At 61.9% G+C, this 18,826-nt stretch carries 8 protein-coding genes, 2 tRNA genes, 3 rRNA genes and 1 pseudogene; 7 read left to right on the top strand and 7 right to left on the bottom strand.

Annotated features, from left to right (window positions below; genetic code table 11):
- Positions 1-215 precede the first annotated feature (215 nt).
- From PHLH3_RS29580 to PHLH3_RS30835, 3 genes and pseudogenes are all read left to right on the top strand, one after another.
- Positions 216-884 (top strand): type II secretion system protein N, encoded by a 669-nt coding sequence (locus PHLH3_RS29580; protein ID WP_213627259.1) that lies wholly within the window; start codon positions 216-218, stop codon positions 882-884.
- Positions 885-897: 13 nt separating this feature from the next.
- Positions 898-2,835, top strand: a complete 1,938-nt coding sequence (gspD, locus tag PHLH3_RS29585; RefSeq protein WP_213627261.1) for a type II secretion system secretin GspD — start codon at positions 898-900, stop codon at positions 2,833-2,835.
- Between the two features lie 214 nt (positions 2,836-3,049).
- A pseudogene (locus PHLH3_RS30835) lies at positions 3,050-3,118 on the top strand (6-carboxytetrahydropterin synthase QueD); the annotation flags it as partial.
- 332 nt (positions 3,119-3,450) lie between these two features.
- Here PHLH3_RS30835 and rrf read toward each other — a convergent pair.
- The 7 genes from rrf to PHLH3_RS29620 form a co-directional block, all read right to left on the bottom strand.
- Positions 3,451-3,566 (bottom strand): 5S ribosomal RNA (gene rrf / locus PHLH3_RS29590).
- 131 nt (positions 3,567-3,697) lie between these two features.
- Positions 3,698-6,589, bottom strand: a 23S ribosomal RNA gene (locus PHLH3_RS29595).
- A 234-nt stretch (positions 6,590-6,823) separates the two neighbouring features.
- A tRNA-Ala gene (locus PHLH3_RS29600) sits at positions 6,824-6,899 on the bottom strand.
- Positions 6,900-6,926: 27 nt separating this feature from the next.
- Positions 6,927-7,003: transfer RNA gene (locus tag PHLH3_RS29605), tRNA-Ile, on the bottom strand.
- 95 nt (positions 7,004-7,098) lie between these two features.
- Positions 7,099-8,635: ribosomal RNA gene (locus tag PHLH3_RS29610) — 16S ribosomal RNA — on the bottom strand.
- The 16S, 23S and 5S rRNA genes sit together here with 2 tRNA genes alongside, the layout of an rRNA operon.
- A 510-nt stretch (positions 8,636-9,145) precedes the next feature.
- Complete coding sequence (locus PHLH3_RS29615) at positions 9,146-10,369, bottom strand: CaiB/BaiF CoA-transferase family protein (protein WP_213627263.1); 1,224 nt, start codon at positions 10,367-10,369, stop codon at positions 9,146-9,148.
- Positions 10,370-10,439: 70 nt separating this feature from the next.
- Positions 10,440-11,621 carry an acyl-CoA dehydrogenase gene (locus PHLH3_RS29620; RefSeq protein WP_213627265.1) on the bottom strand — a complete coding sequence of 394 codons (1,182 nt, stop codon included), beginning with the start codon at positions 11,619-11,621 and terminating at the stop codon, positions 10,440-10,442.
- Positions 11,622-11,805: 184 nt separating this feature from the next.
- On the opposite strand from PHLH3_RS29620, the gene PHLH3_RS29625 reads away from it, so the two are divergent.
- The 4 genes from PHLH3_RS29625 to PHLH3_RS30770 all read left to right on the top strand — a co-directional run bounded on the left by PHLH3_RS29625 (position 11,806) and on the right by PHLH3_RS30770 (position 18,814).
- Positions 11,806-12,714 carry a LysR family transcriptional regulator gene (locus PHLH3_RS29625; protein ID WP_213627267.1) on the top strand — a complete coding sequence of 303 codons (909 nt, stop codon included), beginning with the start codon at positions 11,806-11,808 and terminating at the stop codon, positions 12,712-12,714.
- Between the two features lie 213 nt (positions 12,715-12,927).
- Positions 12,928-14,694 carry a DUF1302 domain-containing protein gene (locus tag PHLH3_RS29630; protein WP_213627270.1) on the top strand — a complete coding sequence of 589 codons (1,767 nt, stop codon included), beginning with the start codon at positions 12,928-12,930 and terminating at the stop codon, positions 14,692-14,694.
- Between the two features lie 25 nt (positions 14,695-14,719).
- Entirely contained in the window at positions 14,720-16,090 is a 1,371-nt protein-coding gene (locus PHLH3_RS29635) for a DUF1329 domain-containing protein (RefSeq protein WP_043243041.1), read from the top strand.
- A 165-nt stretch (positions 16,091-16,255) separates the two neighbouring features.
- Positions 16,256-18,814: a LuxR C-terminal-related transcriptional regulator gene (locus tag PHLH3_RS30770; protein ID WP_213627271.1), complete on the top strand. Its 2,559-nt coding sequence runs from the start codon at positions 16,256-16,258 to the stop codon at positions 18,812-18,814.
- Positions 18,815-18,826 lie beyond the last annotated feature (12 nt).

Consider the following 18,826-nt stretch of genomic DNA (forward strand, 5'->3'; position numbering starts at 1 on the left):
GCGTAGGACTTCGATAGCCTTAGCCTTTCCAATGGCAGAATGCTATACACGGAAAAATCTTATTTCAAGATAGGTACAAATGCCGAACAGGCATAAACGGTAGGGAACGTGATCGGCGTCAAATATCGCCATCATCCGTCACCACCCGTCCTGACCCGGCTTTGCACCCGATAGAGCAATGGATAGTATTGCCGCGCCATCACAGGGAAGAGTCCATGGCCACCATCCTTCACACGCTGACCCAGCTCGCAGCCACACGCGCGGTAAAGCTGTCGGCGCTGTCCCTGTGCTCCCTTCTCATGCTCGCCGCCCTGACCTGGCACGGCCTGCAGCTGCGTGCTGCGCTGCAACCGCCGGTGCTGGCGCCCAGCGCGATGAACGAGCCCGGCCCGCAGGACGGGCCGACGCCGCTCGGCAGGGGGCTGCTCGGTTTGTTCGGGTCCAGCGCCGAAGCCGAATCGGTGGCGGCCGAAGCGCTCGAGAAGCTGCCCGAGAGCAACCTGGACCTGCAGGTGTCGGCGATCTTCTTCATGGCGCCCGCCGAGCAGAGCACGGTGATCCTGGAAGACGGCGATCGCACCCTCATTCTCAAGCCGGGTGAAGAGGTGCGCCCCGGCATCGCCGTGCAGCGCATCGAAAGCCACCGGATCACGCTCAAGCGCAATGGCAAGCTGGAGCAGATCAGCTTCCGCGGCTTCGGCGAGATGCCCGGCAGCAGCCCGGCGCCGGAAAGCCCCATGCCCGTCGCCCAGAACATCGAACCGGTGACCGACACCCTGGCCAGTTCACTGCCTGCCGCACCGGAGCCGGCGGTGGCGAGCCAGGGCGGCGTACCCACCGCTTACCAGCAATACATTCAGCGCAAGCTCGCGCAGAACAAGTAGTCGAGTGAGAGAAGTGTCCACCAGAGCCCCGTCGTGCCTGCTGCTCAGTCTGTGCCTGCTCGTCCCCTTCGCCAGCGCCCACGCCGAGGACAAACCGGTGGCGGCCGAGGCGCCCGTGGCGGCCAGCGATGTGAAGATCAACATGCAGGACACCAACATCCGCTCCTTCATCGAGTGGATCGCCAAGGCGACCGGCAAGAATTTCATCATCGACCCGCGGGTGACCGGCAAGGTGACGGTGATTTCCAACGAGTCGATGAAGCCGGAGGAGGCGTACCGGGTCTTCCTGTCGGTGCTGCAGGTGCACGGGTTCTCCGCCATCGAGTCGGACAGCGCGGTGAAGGTCATCCCGGACGCCAACGCCAAGCAGAGCGGCGTGCCGCTGGTGGACGACGACACGCTGAACGATGACCAGCAGGTGGTGCGGGTGATCCGCACGCAGCACGTGCCGGCGACGCAACTGGTGAACATCCTCCGGCCGATGGTGCCGCAGGTGGGGCACCTGGCGGCTTACCCGGACAGCAACGCGCTGATCATTTCCGACCGGGCCTCCAACATCAACCAGCTGCTGAAGCTGGTGTCCGAGATCGACCGGGCCGGGCAATTCGAGATCGACGTGATCCCGCTGAAGTTCGCCAATGCCAAGGAGCTCTCCAGCATGCTTGGCAACCTGGTGCCCCAGGGCGGCGGTGCCGAGGGCGCGAGCAAGATGAGCGTGTCGGTGGATGAGCGCACCAACAGCATTCTGATCTCCGGCGACCCGAGCAAGCGCCAGCAGTTGCGCGATGTGCTGGCCAACCTGGATCGCCCGGGGAACATCATCCGCGACACCCAGGTGATCTACCTGCATTACCTGAAGGCGTCGGAGGTCGCGCAGATCCTGCAGAACGTGGCCACCAGCCTGCAGAAGCAGGACAAGGACGTGGGCATCAGCGGGGCGGAGATTTCCATCCAGGCCAACGACACCACCAACGCGCTGGTGATCAGCGCGCCGCCGGCAATCATGAAGACCGTCGAAGGGGTGGTGCAGCGGCTGGACATCCGCCGGGCGCAGGTGCTGGTGGAGGCGGTGATCGTCGAAGTCTCGGACAACAAGGTCAACGAGCTGGGCGTGCAGTGGAAGACCTCGGACGGGGCCATCGGCGGCGACGGCTTCTTCGGTGGCTTCAAGTCGTCGCTCAAGGGCAATGCGATCGACTCCTTCCCGGGCGGCAACCCGGCCAAGCTGGATGCCGGGCTGAGCCTGGGCTTCTACAGCAACGGCTCGCTCCGGGCGCTGATCCGTACGCTGTCCACCGACGACTCGATGAATATCCTCTCGACGCCGAACCTGGTCACCCTGGACAACGAGGAAGGCAAGATCGTGGTCGGCCAGAACGTGCCCTTCGTTACCGGCAGTTCGACCAGCGCCTCGAACCCGTCCACCAACCCCTTCCAGACGATCGAGCGGCAGGACGTGGGCATCACCCTGAAGATCAAGCCGCAGATCAACGAAGGGGACTCGGTGACCCTGAACGTCTACCAGGAGATATCCAGCGTCACCAACGACACCAGTGCCGCGGACATCGTGACGAACAAGCGTTCGGTGGAAACGCGGGTCCTCATCAAGGACAACATGACGCTGGTACTGGGCGGCCTCATCTCGGACGAGGTGAGGGACTCGGGCGACAAGGTACCCTTCCTGGGCAAGATCCCGATCATCGGGCAGTTGTTCCGCAGTGACCGCAAGGAAGTGAACAAGAAGAACCTGATGGTGTTCATCAAGCCGACCATCATCAATGACTTCGACCATGCCGACCAACTGACCGAAGGCAAGTACAACTTCATCCGGGAGCGCCAGCTGCGTTATGCCGACCAGGACATCGCGAAGGGGGTACCCACGCTGCCGGAACGCATCAACAGTGCGGAGAAGGAGTTGAAGATCAAATCCGTACCGCTACCGCCGCAATGATTGATTGTTGAAGTGAAGCCACCTGCGGGTGGCTTTTTGTTTGGCGGTTCGATGGTGCTGGCCTGGTTATCCGGGCTGGTGGGTGGGGAGCGGCGAGGGACGCCCGTTAACTCATCCAATTTGCGGAGAGGGCGATTGGGAAAAGCGACTTGAGGGACTGGCTGCTCATCTGCCTGAGATATCTCCTGGTTGGAGCCAAGTGGATCTGGCAACACTTCGGGAGTTGAGCCGGGTGCGCATCCATGAGACCTGCACCAGTGGGTGTGAGTATCGCGGCGACTGATTCTTCTGCTGCATAAATGCAAAAGGCCACCCTAGGGTGGCCTTTTTGTTGCGCGCAGTTCCTGTCGATCACACTGCCTGTATAGCCCGGACTTCTTTCCGTGGGCTGTTCCAAGGTTAACCATGAGGGTCCATCGAAATAGCAGCCCTAAGATCTGCCTGGCAGCGCAAGTCGCCCCTACAGTCGCCCCGGCGAGCTGTGCCGCTGCACCTGGCTGGATCAAGGGTTGTTCCAAGCCAGCGCCGCAGACACCTCACATCGCCCGGCGGATTTTCTCAGGCGCAAAGTCAAACCCCCGACCTTCTTGCGAAGATCGGGGGTTTGGTATAGGTGCTTGACGATGACCTACTCTCACATGGAGAAACTCCACACTACCATCGGCGATGCATCGTTTCACTACTGAGTTCGGGATGGGATCAGGTGGTTCCAACGCTCTATGGTCGTCAAGCAATTCGGTTGGGGTATCGTCTGGGACGCGACCCCGAATGGGTATGTGATAAGGCTTTGCAAGTTCTGGCCAATTTTCGGCTAAGTCGACTTCACCTTATAACAACAATCGTCAGATTGTTTGGGTGTTATATGGTCAAGCCTCACGGGCAATTAGTATTGGTTAGCTCAACGCCTCACAGCGCTTACACACCCAACCTATCAACGTCGTAGTCTTCGACGGCCCTTTAGGGGATTCAAGATCCCAGTGAGATCTCATCTTGAGGCGAGTTTCCCGCTTAGATGCTTTCAGCGGTTATCTCTTCCGAACGTAGCTACCCGGCAATGCCACTGGCGTGACAACCGGAACACCAGAGGTTCGTCCACTCCGGTCCTCTCGTACTAGGAGCAGCCCCTCTCAAATCTCAAACGTCCACGGCAGATAGGGACCGAACTGTCTCACGACGTTCTAAACCCAGCTCGCGTACCACTTTAAATGGCGAACAGCCATACCCTTGGGACCGGCTTCAGCCCCAGGATGTGATGAGCCGACATCGAGGTGCCAAACACCGCCGTCGATATGAACTCTTGGGCGGTATCAGCCTGTTATCCCCGGAGTACCTTTTATCCGTTGAGCGATGGCCCTTCCATACAGAACCACCGGATCACTAAGACCTACTTTCGTACCTGCTCGACGTGTCTGTCTCGCAGTCAAGCGCGCTTTTGCCTTTATACTCTACGACCGATTTCCGACCGGTCTGAGCGCACCTTCGTACTCCTCCGTTACTCTTTAGGAGGAGACCGCCCCAGTCAAACTGCCCACCATACACTGTCCTCGATCCGGATGACGGACCAGAGTTAGAACCTCAAGCATGCCAGGGTGGTATTTCAAGGATGGCTCCACGCAGACTGGCGTCCACGCTTCAAAGCCTCCCACCTATCCTACACAAGCAGGCTCAAAGTCCAGTGCAAAGCTACAGTAAAGGTTCACGGGGTCTTTCCGTCTAGCCGCGGATACACTGCATCTTCACAGCGATTTCAATTTCACTGAGTCTCGGGTGGAGACAGCGCCGCCATCGTTACGCCATTCGTGCAGGTCGGAACTTACCCGACAAGGAATTTCGCTACCTTAGGACCGTTATAGTTACGGCCGCCGTTTACCGGGGCTTCGATCAAGAGCTTCGCTTGCGCTAACCCCATCAATTAACCTTCCGGCACCGGGCAGGCGTCACACCCTATACGTCCACTTTCGTGTTTGCAGAGTGCTGTGTTTTTAATAAACAGTCGCAGCGGCCTGGTATCTTCGACCGGCATGGGCTTACGGAGCAAGTCCTTCACCCTCACCGGCGCACCTTCTCCCGAAGTTACGGTGCCATTTTGCCTAGTTCCTTCACCCGAGTTCTCTCAAGCGCCTTGGTATTCTCTACCCAACCACCTGTGTCGGTTTGGGGTACGGTTCCTAGTTACCTGAAGCTTAGAAGCTTTTCCTGGAAGCATGGCATCAACCACTTCATCGTCTAAAAGACGACTCGTCATCAGCTCTCAGCATTAAGCGCCCGGATTTACCTAAGCACTCTGCCTACCACCTTAAACTTGGACAACCAACGCCAAGCTGGCCTAGCCTTCTCCGTCCCTCCATCGCAGTAACTAGAAGTACAGGAATATTAACCTGTTTCCCATCGACTACGCTCTTCAGCCTCGCCTTAGGGACCGACTAACCCTGCGTCGATTAACGTTGCGCAGGAACCCTTGGTCTTTCGGCGTGCGAGTTTTTCACTCGCATTGTCGTTACTCATGTCAGCATTCGCACTTCTGATACCTCCAGCAAGCTTCTCAACTCACCTTCACAGGCTTACAGAACGCTCCTCTACCGCATCACTTACGTGATACCCGTAGCTTCGGTGTATGGTTTGAGCCCCGTTACATCTTCCGCGCAGGCCGACTCGACTAGTGAGCTATTACGCTTTCTTTAAAGGGTGGCTGCTTCTAAGCCAACCTCCTAGCTGTCTAAGCCTTCCCACATCGTTTCCCACTTAACCATAACTTTGGGACCTTAGCTGACGGTCTGGGTTGTTTCCCTTTTCACGACGGACGTTAGCACCCGCCGTGTGTCTCCCATGCTCGGCACTTGTAGGTATTCGGAGTTTGCATCGGTTTGGTAAGTCGGGATGACCCCCTAGCCGAAACAGTGCTCTACCCCCTACAGTGATACATGAGGCGCTACCTAAATAGCTTTCGAGGAGAACCAGCTATCTCCGAGCTTGATTAGCCTTTCACTCCGATCCACAGGTCATCCGCTAACTTTTCAACGGTAGTCGGTTCGGTCCTCCAGTCAGTGTTACCTAACCTTCAACCTGCCCATGGATAGATCGCCCGGTTTCGGGTCTATTCCCAGCGACTAGACGCCCTATTAAGACTCGCTTTCGCTACGCCTCCCCTATTCGGTTAAGCTCGCCACTGAAAATAAGTCGCTGACCCATTATACAAAAGGTACGCAGTCACCCAACAAAGTGGGCTCCCACTGCTTGTACGCATACGGTTTCAGGTTCTATTTCACTCCCCTCTCCGGGGTTCTTTTCGCCTTTCCCTCACGGTACTGGTTCACTATCGGTCAGTCAGTAGTATTTAGCCTTGGAGGATGGTCCCCCCATATTCAGACAAAGTTTCTCGTGCTCCGTCCTACTCGATTTCACTTCTAAGATCCTTTCGCGTACAGGGCTATCACCCACTATGGCCGCACTTTCCAGAGCGTTCCGCTAAAATCAAAGAAGCTTAAGGGCTAGTCCCCGTTCGCTCGCCACTACTAAGGGAATCTCGGTTGATTTCTGTTCCTCAGGGTACTTAGATGTTTCAGTTCCCCTGGTTCGCCTCTTGCACCTATGGATTCAGTACAAGATACCTAGGTTATCCTAGGTGGGTTCCCCCATTCAGAGATCTCCGGATCAAAGTCTGTTTGCCGACTCCCCGAAGCTTATCGCAGGCTACCACGTCTTTCATCGCCTCTGACTGCCAAGGCATCCACCGTATGCGCTTCTTCACTTGACCATATAACCCCAAGCAATCTGGTTATTGTCTCTAACGTGAAGACGACATTCGCCGAAAATTCGCGCTTGAACTCGCAAATTTTACCTTGACTTGATTAATCACCAGTGAAAGAGATTAATCAGTCTACTTCTATCACATACCCAAATTTTTAAAGAACGGTTCTGGCGCAAAGACCAGAAATCAATGCCATTCTCAAGGCACTCATTTCTGAGCTTTCAGCGATTTAAGAGTGGATGGTGGAGCCAAGGAGGATCGAACTCCTGACCTCCTGCGTGCAAAGCAGGCGCTCTCCCAGCTGAGCTATGGCCCCTCGAAGACCTGCCACGCCCATGACAATTGGTGGGTCTGGGCAGATTCGAACTGCCGACCTCACCCTTATCAGGGGTGCGCTCTAACCAACTGAGCTACAGACCCAATCGTCTTACTCTCGGGTCTAACAACCCAATCGCTTTTCGCAAGTGAATCAAGCAATTCGTGTGGGAGCTTATGAAGAAGCTGATGTCTTCGATTAAGGAGGTGATCCAGCCGCAGGTTCCCCTACGGCTACCTTGTTACGACTTCACCCCAGTCATGAATCACTCCGTGGTAACCGTCCCCCTTGCGGTTAGACTAGCTACTTCTGGAGCAACCCACTCCCATGGTGTGACGGGCGGTGTGTACAAGGCCCGGGAACGTATTCACCGTGACATTCTGATTCACGATTACTAGCGATTCCGACTTCACGCAGTCGAGTTGCAGACTGCGATCCGGACTACGATCGGTTTTATGGGATTAGCTCCACCTCGCGGTTTGGCAACCCTTTGTACCGACCATTGTAGCACGTGTGTAGCCCTGGCCGTAAGGGCCATGATGACTTGACGTCATCCCCACCTTCCTCCGGTTTGTCACCGGCAGTCTCCTTAGAGTGCCCACCATAACGTGCTGGTAACTAAGGACAAGGGTTGCGCTCGTTACGGGACTTAACCCAACATCTCACGACACGAGCTGACGACAGCCATGCAGCACCTGTGTCTGAGTTCCCGAAGGCACCAATCCATCTCTGGAAAGTTCTCAGCATGTCAAGGCCAGGTAAGGTTCTTCGCGTTGCTTCGAATTAAACCACATGCTCCACCGCTTGTGCGGGCCCCCGTCAATTCATTTGAGTTTTAACCTTGCGGCCGTACTCCCCAGGCGGTCGACTTATCGCGTTAGCTTCGCCACTAAGATCTCAAGGATCCCAACGGCTAGTCGACATCGTTTACGGCGTGGACTACCAGGGTATCTAATCCTGTTTGCTCCCCACGCTTTCGCACCTCAGTGTCAGTATCAGTCCAGGTGGTCGCCTTCGCCACTGGTGTTCCTTCCTATATCTACGCATTTCACCGCTACACAGGAAATTCCACCACCCTCTACCGTACTCTAGCTCAGTAGTTTTGGATGCAGTTCCCAGGTTGAGCCCGGGGCTTTCACATCCAACTTGCTGAACCACCTACGCGCGCTTTACGCCCAGTAATTCCGATTAACGCTTGCACCCTTCGTATTACCGCGGCTGCTGGCACGAAGTTAGCCGGTGCTTATTCTGTCGGTAACGTCAAAACAGCAAGGTATTAACTTACTGCCCTTCCTCCCAACTTAAAGTGCTTTACAATCCGAAGACCTTCTTCACACACGCGGCATGGCTGGATCAGGCTTTCGCCCATTGTCCAATATTCCCCACTGCTGCCTCCCGTAGGAGTCTGGACCGTGTCTCAGTTCCAGTGTGACTGATCATCCTCTCAGACCAGTTACGGATCGTCGCCTTGGTGAGCCTTTACCTCACCAACTAGCTAATCCGACCTAGGCTCATCTGATAGCGCAAGGCCCGAAGGTCCCCTGCTTTCTCCCGTAGGACGTATGCGGTATTAGCGTTCCTTTCGAAACGTTGTCCCCCACTACCAGGCAGATTCCTAGGCATTACTCACCCGTCCGCCGCTGAATCATGGAGCAAGCTCCACTCATCCGCTCGACTTGCATGTGTTAGGCCTGCCGCCAGCGTTCAATCTGAGCCATGATCAAACTCTTCAGTTCAATACTGCTTGGGTTTTGAGAAAACCCTAAACTTGGCTCAGCAATCGCAAATAAACTCTCGAATTCACGAGTGTTACTTGTGTTGCTGATAATCAGTCGACTACCAGTCTTACATCACAAGCACCCACACGAATTGCTTGATTCAAGTTGTTAAAGAGCAATTTCGATCAAGCCTTTCGTCTCAACCGAGGCCGCGCATTCTACAGCAGCCTTTCCTTCTGTCAAGCTGTTTTTCGAAGAATTTTTCATTCTACTCAACAACTTAGCGCTTCAGTTGACTTCGTCTTCTTCGGCGAGGGGCGCATTCTACATCGCCCCGGCACTGCGTCAAGTTGTTTTTTGAAAATTTCTTTTCTTTACAACAACTTACTCGCTTCAGCAGAGCTTTCCGCTTCAGCGAGGCGCGCATTCTACATGAGCGAGGACAGGTGTAAACCCCCTATTCGAAAAAAGCCGAATCTTTTGTTCGAATGGTCAGGAATCAGCCACTCGCCTCTATATATGGAGGGATCAGATCACCTGCTGCCCACGCAGTGCAGCGATGACGTCGCTGCCCAGGCCCAGCACGCGTGCCAGCACCTCGTCGGTGTGCTCACCCAGGCGCGGTGGCGCCAGGCGGTATTCCACGGGGGTGTCGGAAAGACGCAGCGGGCTCGCCACCTGGGCAACCAGCCCGGAGAGCGCGTGAGGGAGTTCCACCTTCAGCCCACGAGCCAGCACCTGGGGATCCTCGAACACCGCCGCCAGGTCGTTGATCGGCCCACAGGGCACACCGACCTCCTCCAGCGCCGCTACCCACTCGGCCGTCGTCTTGAACACGGTCGCCTGGCGGATCAGCGGGATCAGCTCGGCACGATTCGCCACCCGCGCCTTGTTGGAAGAAAAACGCGGGTCGTCGGCCCACTCCCGGTGGCCGGCGACCTCGCAGAACTTGCGGAACTGCCCATCGTTGCCAACGGTGAGGATGAAATCCCCATCCGCGGTGGGGAAGTCCTGATACGGCACGATGTTGGGATGCGCATTGCCCAGCCGGCGAGGTGCGTTCCCCGTGGTGAGGTAGTTCATCGCCTGGTTCGCCAGGCAAGCCACCTGCACGTCCAGCAGCGCCATGTCGATGTGCTGCCCACGCCCGGTCGTCCCGCGCGCGGTCAACGCAGCGAGGATGGCGACGGAGGAATACAGCCCCGTGAGGATATCGGTCAGCGCCACCCCCACCTTCACCGGCCCGGCTCCCTCCTCGGCATCCGAACGCCCGGTCAGGCTCATCAGCCCACCCAGCCCCTGGATCATGAAGTCGTAACCCGCGCGCTTGGCGTAGGGCCCGAACTGGCCGAAGCCGGTGATGGAGCAATAGATAAGGCGCGGATTGATCGCCTTCAGGGATTCGTAGTCCAGCCCATAGGCCGCCAGCCCACCCACCTTGAAGTTCTCGATGAGGATGTCCGACTCCGCCGCCAGCTTGCGCACCAGCGCCTGCCCCTCGGCCTGGGTGAAATCGATGGTCACCGACTGCTTGTTGCGGTTCGCGGAAAGGAAGTACGCCGCCTCGCTGGTATCCCGGCCATCGGCGTCCTTCAGATAGGGCGGGCCCCAGGAGCGGGTGTCGTCCCCGGCCCCCGGTCGCTCGACCTTGATCACCTCGGCACCGAGGTCGGCGAGTATCTGCCCGGCCCAGGGCCCGGCCAGCACACGGGAAAGATCGAGCACGCGGATATGCGAAAGGGCACCGGCCATGGAATCACCCAAAGGAGAAGGAAGGACAGGCACCACCCCCTCTATATATAGAGGGAGTGGCAACTCCGGATCAGAAGAACGCCTGGATACCGGTCTGCGCGCGACCGAGGATCAGCGCATGCACGTCGTGGGTCCCCTCGTAGGTGTTGACCACCTCCAGGTTCACCAGGTGACGGGCGATGCCGAACTCGTCGGAAATCCCGTTGCCGCCCAGCATGTCGCGGGCCAGGCGGGCGATGTCCAGCGCCTTGCCGCAGCTGTTGCGCTTCATGATCGAGGTGATCTCCACCGCAGCGGTGCCTTCATCCTTCATGCGACCCAGGCGCAGGCAACCCTGCAGGGCCAGGGTGATCTCGGTCTGCATATCGGCCAGCTTCTTCTGGATCAGCTGGTTGGCCGCCAGCGGACGACCGAACTGGTGGCGGTCCAGCACGTATTGGCGCGCGGTGTGCCAGCAGAACTCGGCGGCCCCCAGGGCGCCCCAGGAAATGCCATAGCGGGCGGAGTTCAGGCAGGTGAACGGCCCCTTCAGGCCACGCACCTCGGGGAAGATGTTCTCATCGGGGACGAACACGTTATCCATCACGATCTCACCGGTGATGGACGCCCGCAGGCCCACCTTGCCGTGGATGGCCGGCGCGCTCAGACCTTCCCAGCCCTTCTCCAGCACGAAGCCACGGATATCGCCGGCATCATCCTTGCCCCAGACCACGAAGACATCGGCGATCGGGCTGTTGGTGATCCACATCTTGCTGCCGGTCAGGCGGTAGCCGCCCTCCACCTTGCGCGCGCGGGTGATCATCGAGCCCGGGTCGGAACCGTGGTTCGGCTCGGTCAGGCCGAAGCAGCCGATCCACTCGCCGCTGGCCAGCTTCGGCAGGTACTTCTGCTTCTGCGCCTCGCTGCCGAATTCGTTGATCGGCACCATCACCAGGGACGACTGCACGCTCATCATCGAGCGATAGCCGGAGTCGACGCGCTCCACCTCGCGGGCGATCAGCCCATAGCACACATAGTTCAGGCCGCTGCCGCCGTACTCCGCCGGGATGGTCGCGCCCAGCAGGCCGACCTCACCCATCTCGCGGAAGATCGCCGGATCGGTCTTTTCATGACGGAAGGCTTCCAGCACACGAGGCGCCAGCTTGTCCTGGGCGAACTGCTCGGCGCTGTCGCGCACCATGCGCTCCTCTTCCGTTAGTTGCTGGTCCAGCAGCAGCGGGTCGATCCAGTTGAAAGCAGCTTTGGCAGCCATGAAGGAATCCTCGGTATGCGGTGGATGCGGAACGGGTCGCGCCCGTCTTGTCGTATGCATTCATCCTAGACAGTGCCGGCCGCCAGGGGCAAACGAGGATTTTGCACCCTCTTGTGCTAATTTCTCACTCCGAAATCGCACAAGCCGCCGTTTACGCCACTCAATTGTGAGGCAGAGGTACAGCATGCGCCGCAAGATCCCCAGCACCAGTGCCTTGATCGCCTTCGAATCCGCCGCGCGGCACCAGAGCTTCACCAAGGCCGCCGAAGAACTGGCCCTGACCCAGAGCGCCATCTGCCGGCAGATCGGCGGGCTGGAGGAATTCCTCGGCCTGGAACTGTTCCGCCGCTCGCGCCGTGGCGTGAAGCTCACCGAAGCCGGCCTCGCCTACTCCCGGCGCATCGCCACCCAGCTGGATGCCGTGGAACGCGACACCCTCGCCGTGATGGGCCAGCAGGGCGCCATGGCCATCGAGCTGGCCGTGGTGCCCACCTTCGGCACCCAGTGGCTGGTCCCCCGGCTGGCCGACTTCCAGCGCCTGCACCCGGAAGTGACGGTCAACCTCACCAACCGCACCCGCCCCTTCCTCTTCGCCGACACCGCCTTCGACGCCGCGCTCTACTTCGGCGACGCCGACTGGTCGGGCACCGAATCCCACTTCCTCATGCACGAGCACTCTGTGCCGGTGTGCAGCCCGCGCCTGCTCGGCGGCCGCACGCGCCTCAGCGCCAGCGAGATCGCCGGCCTCCCGTTGCTGCAACAGACCACCCGCCCCTACGCCTGGCGCCAGTGGTTCGGCTCCCTCGGCCTCAATGTCCCGCGTGACATGAGCGGCCCGCGCTACGAACTCTTCTCCATGCTCGCCCAGGCCGCCACCCACGAGATGGGCATCGCCCTCATCCCGCCCTTCCTCATCCAGCGCGAACTGGCCGACGGCAGCCTGGTCACCGCGCTGGACCACAGCTTCCGCAGCGACAAGGCCTATTACCTGATCATCCCCGAGCGCAAGGTCGAATCCGCCGCCCTGGGCGCCTTCCGCGACTGGCTGGTGGAAGCCGCGCGCCTCTACCGCCAGCAGGCCGGCCAGGACTGAGTCCACACACCCGCCACTGTCACGCAAAGTAGCAGCCCGCCGGGCCGTATCGCCCCGCCCGCCCTTCGTCGCCCTGAAAAGCCCCCGCACAGGCCCGCGCGGGTGATGGCATCACCCACCCGGGTGATGGGTGAAATCGCCCGTTCAGGCAGTTATGGGCAGACTTTCGGCTGATTAGCATGAGGCCTCCTTCATCCTTCACTGGAGAGCCGCATGACAACAAGAACAATGCGCGGAATCTTCCGGCCGCACGCGCTGGCCGCCGCCGTGGCACTGGGATTCACCGCCCCCTCGTTCGCCGTCACCTTCAACATCGGGGAGATAGAAGCGCAGTTCGACTCATCGCTGTCGGTCGGCGCGAGCTGGGGCACCCGCGCGCCGGACCCGGAATTCATCTCCGTCGCCAGCGGTGGCGAAGCGCTCTCGCGCACCTCCGACGACGGCCGCCTCAACTTCAAGAAGGGCGAGACCTTCTCGAAGATCTTCAAGGGCATCCATGACCTCGAACTGAAGTACGGCGACACCGGCGTCTTCATCCGCGGCAAGTACTGGTACGACTTCGAGCTGAAGGACGAGCACCGCGAGTTCTACGACATCGACGACCACAACCGCAAAGAGGGCGCCAAGTCCTCGGGCGCGCAGATCCTCGATGCCTTCATCTACCACAACTACAACCTGGGCGACCTGCCCGGCAGCGTACGCGTCGGCAAGCAGGTGGTGAGCTGGGGCGAGAGCACCTTCATCGGCAACTCGATCAACAGCATCAACCCCATCGACGCCGCCGCCTTCCGCCGTCCCGGCGCCGAGATCAAGGAAGGCCTCATCCCGGTCAACATGATCTACGTCTCCCAGAGCCTGACCGACAGCCTCTCGGCCGAAGCCTTCTACCAGCTGGAGTGGGACCAGACGGTCGCCGACAACTGCGGCACCTTCTTCTCCACCTCCGACGTGGTCGCCGACGGCTGCACCGACCGCCTCATCGTCAACGGCCCCGACCTGCCGCCCGGCGTCTCCACCAACACCGGCGCCACCCTCTACATCCCCCGCGCCGGCGACAAGGACGCCCGCGACAGCGGCCAGTTCGGCGTCGCCCTGCGCTGGTTCGTGCCGGAGTTCAACGACACCGAGTTCGGTGCCTATGCGATGAACTACCACAGCCGCGGGCCGGTGTTCAGCACCATCCGCACCACCACCCCGAGCCTGGCGGTCATCCCCGGCGCGCCGGGTGCCCGCTACTTCATCGAATACCCCGAGGACATCCGCCTCTACGGCGTGAGCTTCCAGACCAACATCGAAGGCACCTCGGTCGCCGGCGAGCTCAGCTTCCGCCCCAACATGCCACTGCAGCTCAACAGCACCGACCTGTCCTTCGCCGCCCTGGCCGTCCCCTCCTCGCCGATCTTCGAAAGCGGCCACGGCAGCAACACCGCCGGCGCCATCCTCCACGGCTACGAGCGCAAGCCCGTCACCCAGGCCCAGGTCACCGCCACCCAGTTCGTCGACCAGGTCATGGGCGCCAGCCGCCTGACCCTGGTGGCCGAGGTCGGCTACAACCACATCGGCGGCCTCGACGACGACATGGGCTCGCTGCGCTACGGCCGCGACCCGATCTACGGCCCCGGCCAGCTCTCCTCGCAAGCCACCTGCCTGGCGCTCACCGCCACCAGCCCGGCCCAGCGCGAGTGCAACGACAAGGGCTTCTACACCAGCAGCTCCTGGGGCTACCGCGCCCGCGCCGCCCTGGACTACAGCAACGTCTTCGCCGGCATCAACCTCACCCCCAGCCTCGCCTGGTCCCATGACGTGGATGGCTACGGCCCCAACTTCAACGAAGGCAGCAAGGCCATCAGCCTCGGCCTCAACGCCGAATACCAGAACACCTACACCGCCAGCCTCAGCTACACCGACTTCTTCGGCGGCCACTACAACACCACCACTGACCGCGACTTCATCGCCCTCAGTTTCGGCCTGAACTTCTGATCAACGACCGCATAGGACTCGCACAATGAGAACCACAAGAATCCTGCAAGGCGGTGTGCTGGCCCTCAGCCTGCTGGCCGCCACCGTGATGGCCGCGGTATCGCCCGACGAGGCCGCCAAGCTCGGCACCAGCCTCACCCCGCTGGGCGCCGAGAAGGCCGGCAATGCCGATGGCAGCATCCCCGAATGGACCGGGGGCCTGCCCAAGAACGCGGCCGCCATCGACGCCAACGGCTTCCTCGCCGACCCCTTCGCCAGCGAGAAGCCGCTGTTCACCATCACCGCCGCCAACGCCGCGCAGTACAAGGACAAGCTCTCCGAAGGCCAGCTGGCGATGTTCAAGCGCTACCCCGAGACCTACAAGATCCCGGTCTACACCACCCACCGCACCGCCGCCGCGCCGGACGCCATCTACGCCGCCGCCAAGCAGAGCGCCCTCAACACCCAGCCGGTGGACGGCGGCAACGGCCTGTCCAACTTCGCCGCCAGCCACTACTACGCCTTCCCGATTCCCAAGGACGGCGTCCAGGTGCTGTGGAACCACATCACCCGCTACCGCGGCGGCAACGCCCGGCGCCTGGTGGTGCAGGTCACCCCGCAAACCAACGGCTCCTTCTCCCCGGTGCAGTTCCAGGACGAAGTCGCCTTCCCCGGCGACATGAGCGACCTCGACCAGGACAAGGCCGCCAACATCCTCCTCTACTTCAAGCAGCGGGTCCTCGCGCCCTCGCGCCTCGCCGGCAACGTGCTGCTGGTCCACGAGACCATCGACCAGGTCAAGGAGCCGCGCCTGGCGTGGATCTACAACGCCGGCCAGCGTCGCGTGCGCCGGGCGCCGCAGGTCGCCTACGACGGCCCCGGCACCGCCGCCGACGGCATGCGCACCGCCGACAACTTCGACATGTTCTCCGGCGCGCCCGACCGCTACGACTGGAAGCTCATCGGCAAGAAGGAGATGTACATCCCCTACAACAGCTACAAGCTCGACTCCACCTCCCTCAAGTACAAGGACATCGTCCAGGCCGGCCACATCAACCAGGACCTGACCCGCTACGAGCTGCACCGTGTCTGGGAAGTCGAGGCCACGCTGAAATCCGGCGAACGCCACATCTACGCCAAGCGCCACATGTACATCGATGAAGACAGCTGGCAGGTCGCCCTGGTGGATCACTACGACGGTCGCGGCCAGCTGTGGCGCGTCGGCGAAGGCCACGCCGAGTACCACTACGGCCAGCAGGTCTCCGGCTACACCCTGGAGGCCCTGTACGACATCATCGCCGGCCGCTACATCGCCCTGGGCCTGAAGAACGAGGAGAAACACGGCACCGAATTCGGCTTCAAGGCCAGCGGCGCCGACTACACCCCGGCCGCCCTGCGCAACGCCGGCATCCGCTGATCCACCCGCTCCACCCGCGCCCCGGCATGTCCGGGGCGCGCGCGTTCCGGGGCTGCGTTATGGCGCACAATCATTCGCGGCCATAGCGCTTCACCTGCCGCTGCCTTGGGTCTAGTCTCAATGACCACGGTTCATCCCATAACAACAACATCCGCGAGAACCGCCATGCCCCGCAGCAGCTCCGGCGTTCCGTCCGTTCGCGCCCCTCACTCCAGCATCCCGCGCCTGCCGCCGGCCCATGTGCCGCGCCCCCGGCTGACCGAACGCCTGCTCGCCGAACAGAGCCGGCTGCGCCTGCTCTGCGCCCCGGCCGGCTTCGGCAAGAGCGTGCTGTTCAGCGAATTGCTGCTGGGCCTGCGCGACCCCGGCCAGGTGCTCTGGCTCAACCTCGCCGGCCAGCCGCTGCACCCCGAGCAGCTGATCGCGCAGATCGCCGGCGCCCTGCAGCGCCCGGTCCCCGACCTGCCCGCGCCGCTCGCCCTGCTGCAACTGCTCGATGGCGGCGGCAAGCCGCTGTGGCTCGTGCTCGACGACTACCCGAGCCAGCCCCCGGCAGCACTCGATGCCTGCATCGACCAACTGCTCGCCCGCGCCCTGCCCAACCTGCAGCTGCTGGTCAGCGCCCGCCAGCGGCCGGACTGGAACCTGCCACGCCTGCTGCTGGCCGGCGAACTGCAGGAACTGGACGCCACCCACCTGGCCCTGGCCCGCGACGAACTGGAGCGCCTGGTCGACCAGCTCGCTCCCCAGGCCAGCGACGCCCAGCGCGAGGAACTCTGGCAGGAGAGCGAAGGCTGGTGCGCCGGCGCCCGCCTGCAGCTGTCCAGCCGCAATCACCCGCACGGCCCCGGCACCGCTGCCGCCGCCAGCCATTGCTGGCTGAAGGAATACCTCGACCACGAACTGCTCGCGCGCCTGGGTGACGAGGAAGCCCGCTGCCTGTTCGCGCTGGTCCACCTGCCCAAGGTCTCCGCCGAACTGTGCCGCCAGCTGTGGGAGGAAAGCGACGGCGCCGAACTGTTCTCGCGCCTGCTCGCCCGCCAGGCCTTCTGCATGCCGCTGGACGAGGACGGCCACTGGTACCGCGTGCTGCCCGCGGTGGCCAAGGTCCTGCGCAACCGCATCTCGGCCACCGCCGCGGCCCACCTGCACCTGGCTGCGTGCCGGGTGTTCATCGCCGCCGGCCAGGTGGAAGACGCCATCGAACAAGCGCTTTGCGCCGGGCAACCGGAAGTCGCCGCCAACTACCTCGAACACCTCGGCCAGGAATGGCTCACCGGCGAGCAGCACCTCGCCCACCTGCTCGCCTGGCGCGGCCGCCTGCCGCCGCTGCTGCTGGAGAGCACGCCGCGCCTGCTCACCCTCAACGCCTGGGCGCTCTTGCTGGCCTGGCGCCTGGACGAAGCCGAGGACTGCATCCACAAGCTCGGCCGCTTCCTGCCCCAGGCCGATGCCCGCCGCAACCGCAAGCTGCTGGCCAACTGGCAGGCCCTGCACGGCGTGCTCGGCGCCCTGCGCGGCCGCCCCGGTCAGGACGCCGCGCTGCACTGCCAGCAAGCCCTGGAGCACCTGCCCGAGCGGGACTGGATGCCGATCCTGCTGTGCCACTCCGCCCTCGCCCGCATCGCCATGGCCAGCGGCCAGCCCGACCTCGCCCCGGTGCGCCTGCACGACGCCCTGGAGATCGCCCGGCGCCAGGGCAGCCTGCTGTTCGAAACCCTGATCAACCTCGACCGCACCCGCCTGCTGCTGCTGCGCGGCGAGTTCGCCCGCGCCCAGGGGCTGGTCACCCAGAGCTTCGCCCTGATCGGCCAGCGCAAGGCGGTGGACGGCCTGCTGCTCGGCCGCCTGCACCTGATCCAGGGCGAACTGCACCTGATCCACGGCCGCCTCGACGACGCCGAGACGGAACTGCGCATCGGCCTGGAACAGGCCCTGGAATGCGCCGACCCCTTCGCCCTGCACGGCTACCTCGGCCTTGCCGAACTCCGCTCGCGGCGCGGCGAGTTCGACCAGGCCTTCGTCCACCTGCGTGATGCCGAACGGGAAATGCATTGCCGCCAGGTCTGGCGCCTGTCCTTCAACGGCGTGCTCAGCCTGCAGAGCATGCGCGTGCTCGCCCGGCAGCAGCGCTGGGACCGCGTCGAGCCGGTGGGCCTGCGCATCCAGCGCTACTTCGAGGGCGACAGCCCCTGGATGCCACCGCTGGACTACCCCACCCTGCCGTTGCGCAACCTGCTCCTGCTGGCCCGGGGGCACCTGGCGGCGGGCCGCGCCGAACAGGCCGAGGCGATGCTGCGCCCACTGCTGCAGCGCTGCGAATTCCTCCAGTACCGACCGCTGGCCTGCGAAGTCGGCCTGGCGCTGGCCGAGGCGGCCCGCTGGCTCGGCCAGGGGGATGCCGCCAACCTGGAGCGCGAGGCTCGCCAACAGGCCGCCCACCTCGGCATGCAGGGCCTGCTGCAGGAGTGGCCCGCCGCCGGCCAGACCGGCGAGCGCAGCGGCACGGCGGGCACGGGCGACCACAGCAACCTGCTCAGCCAGCGCGAACGCTCGGTCCTGCAGCTGCTCGCCGAGGGTTTCTCCAACCAGGAGATCGGCAGCTACCTGTTCATCTCGGTGAACACGGTGAAAACCCACACCAAGAAGATCAACAGCAAGCTCGGCGTGAAGCGCCGCACCCAGGCGGTGATGCGCGCCAAGAGCCTCGGCCTGCTGGTTTGAGGCGCAACCGCG

Source organism: Pseudomonas sp. Pc102 (assembly GCF_018408275.1).
Lineage (GTDB): Bacteria > Pseudomonadota > Gammaproteobacteria > Pseudomonadales > Pseudomonadaceae > Metapseudomonas > Metapseudomonas tohonis.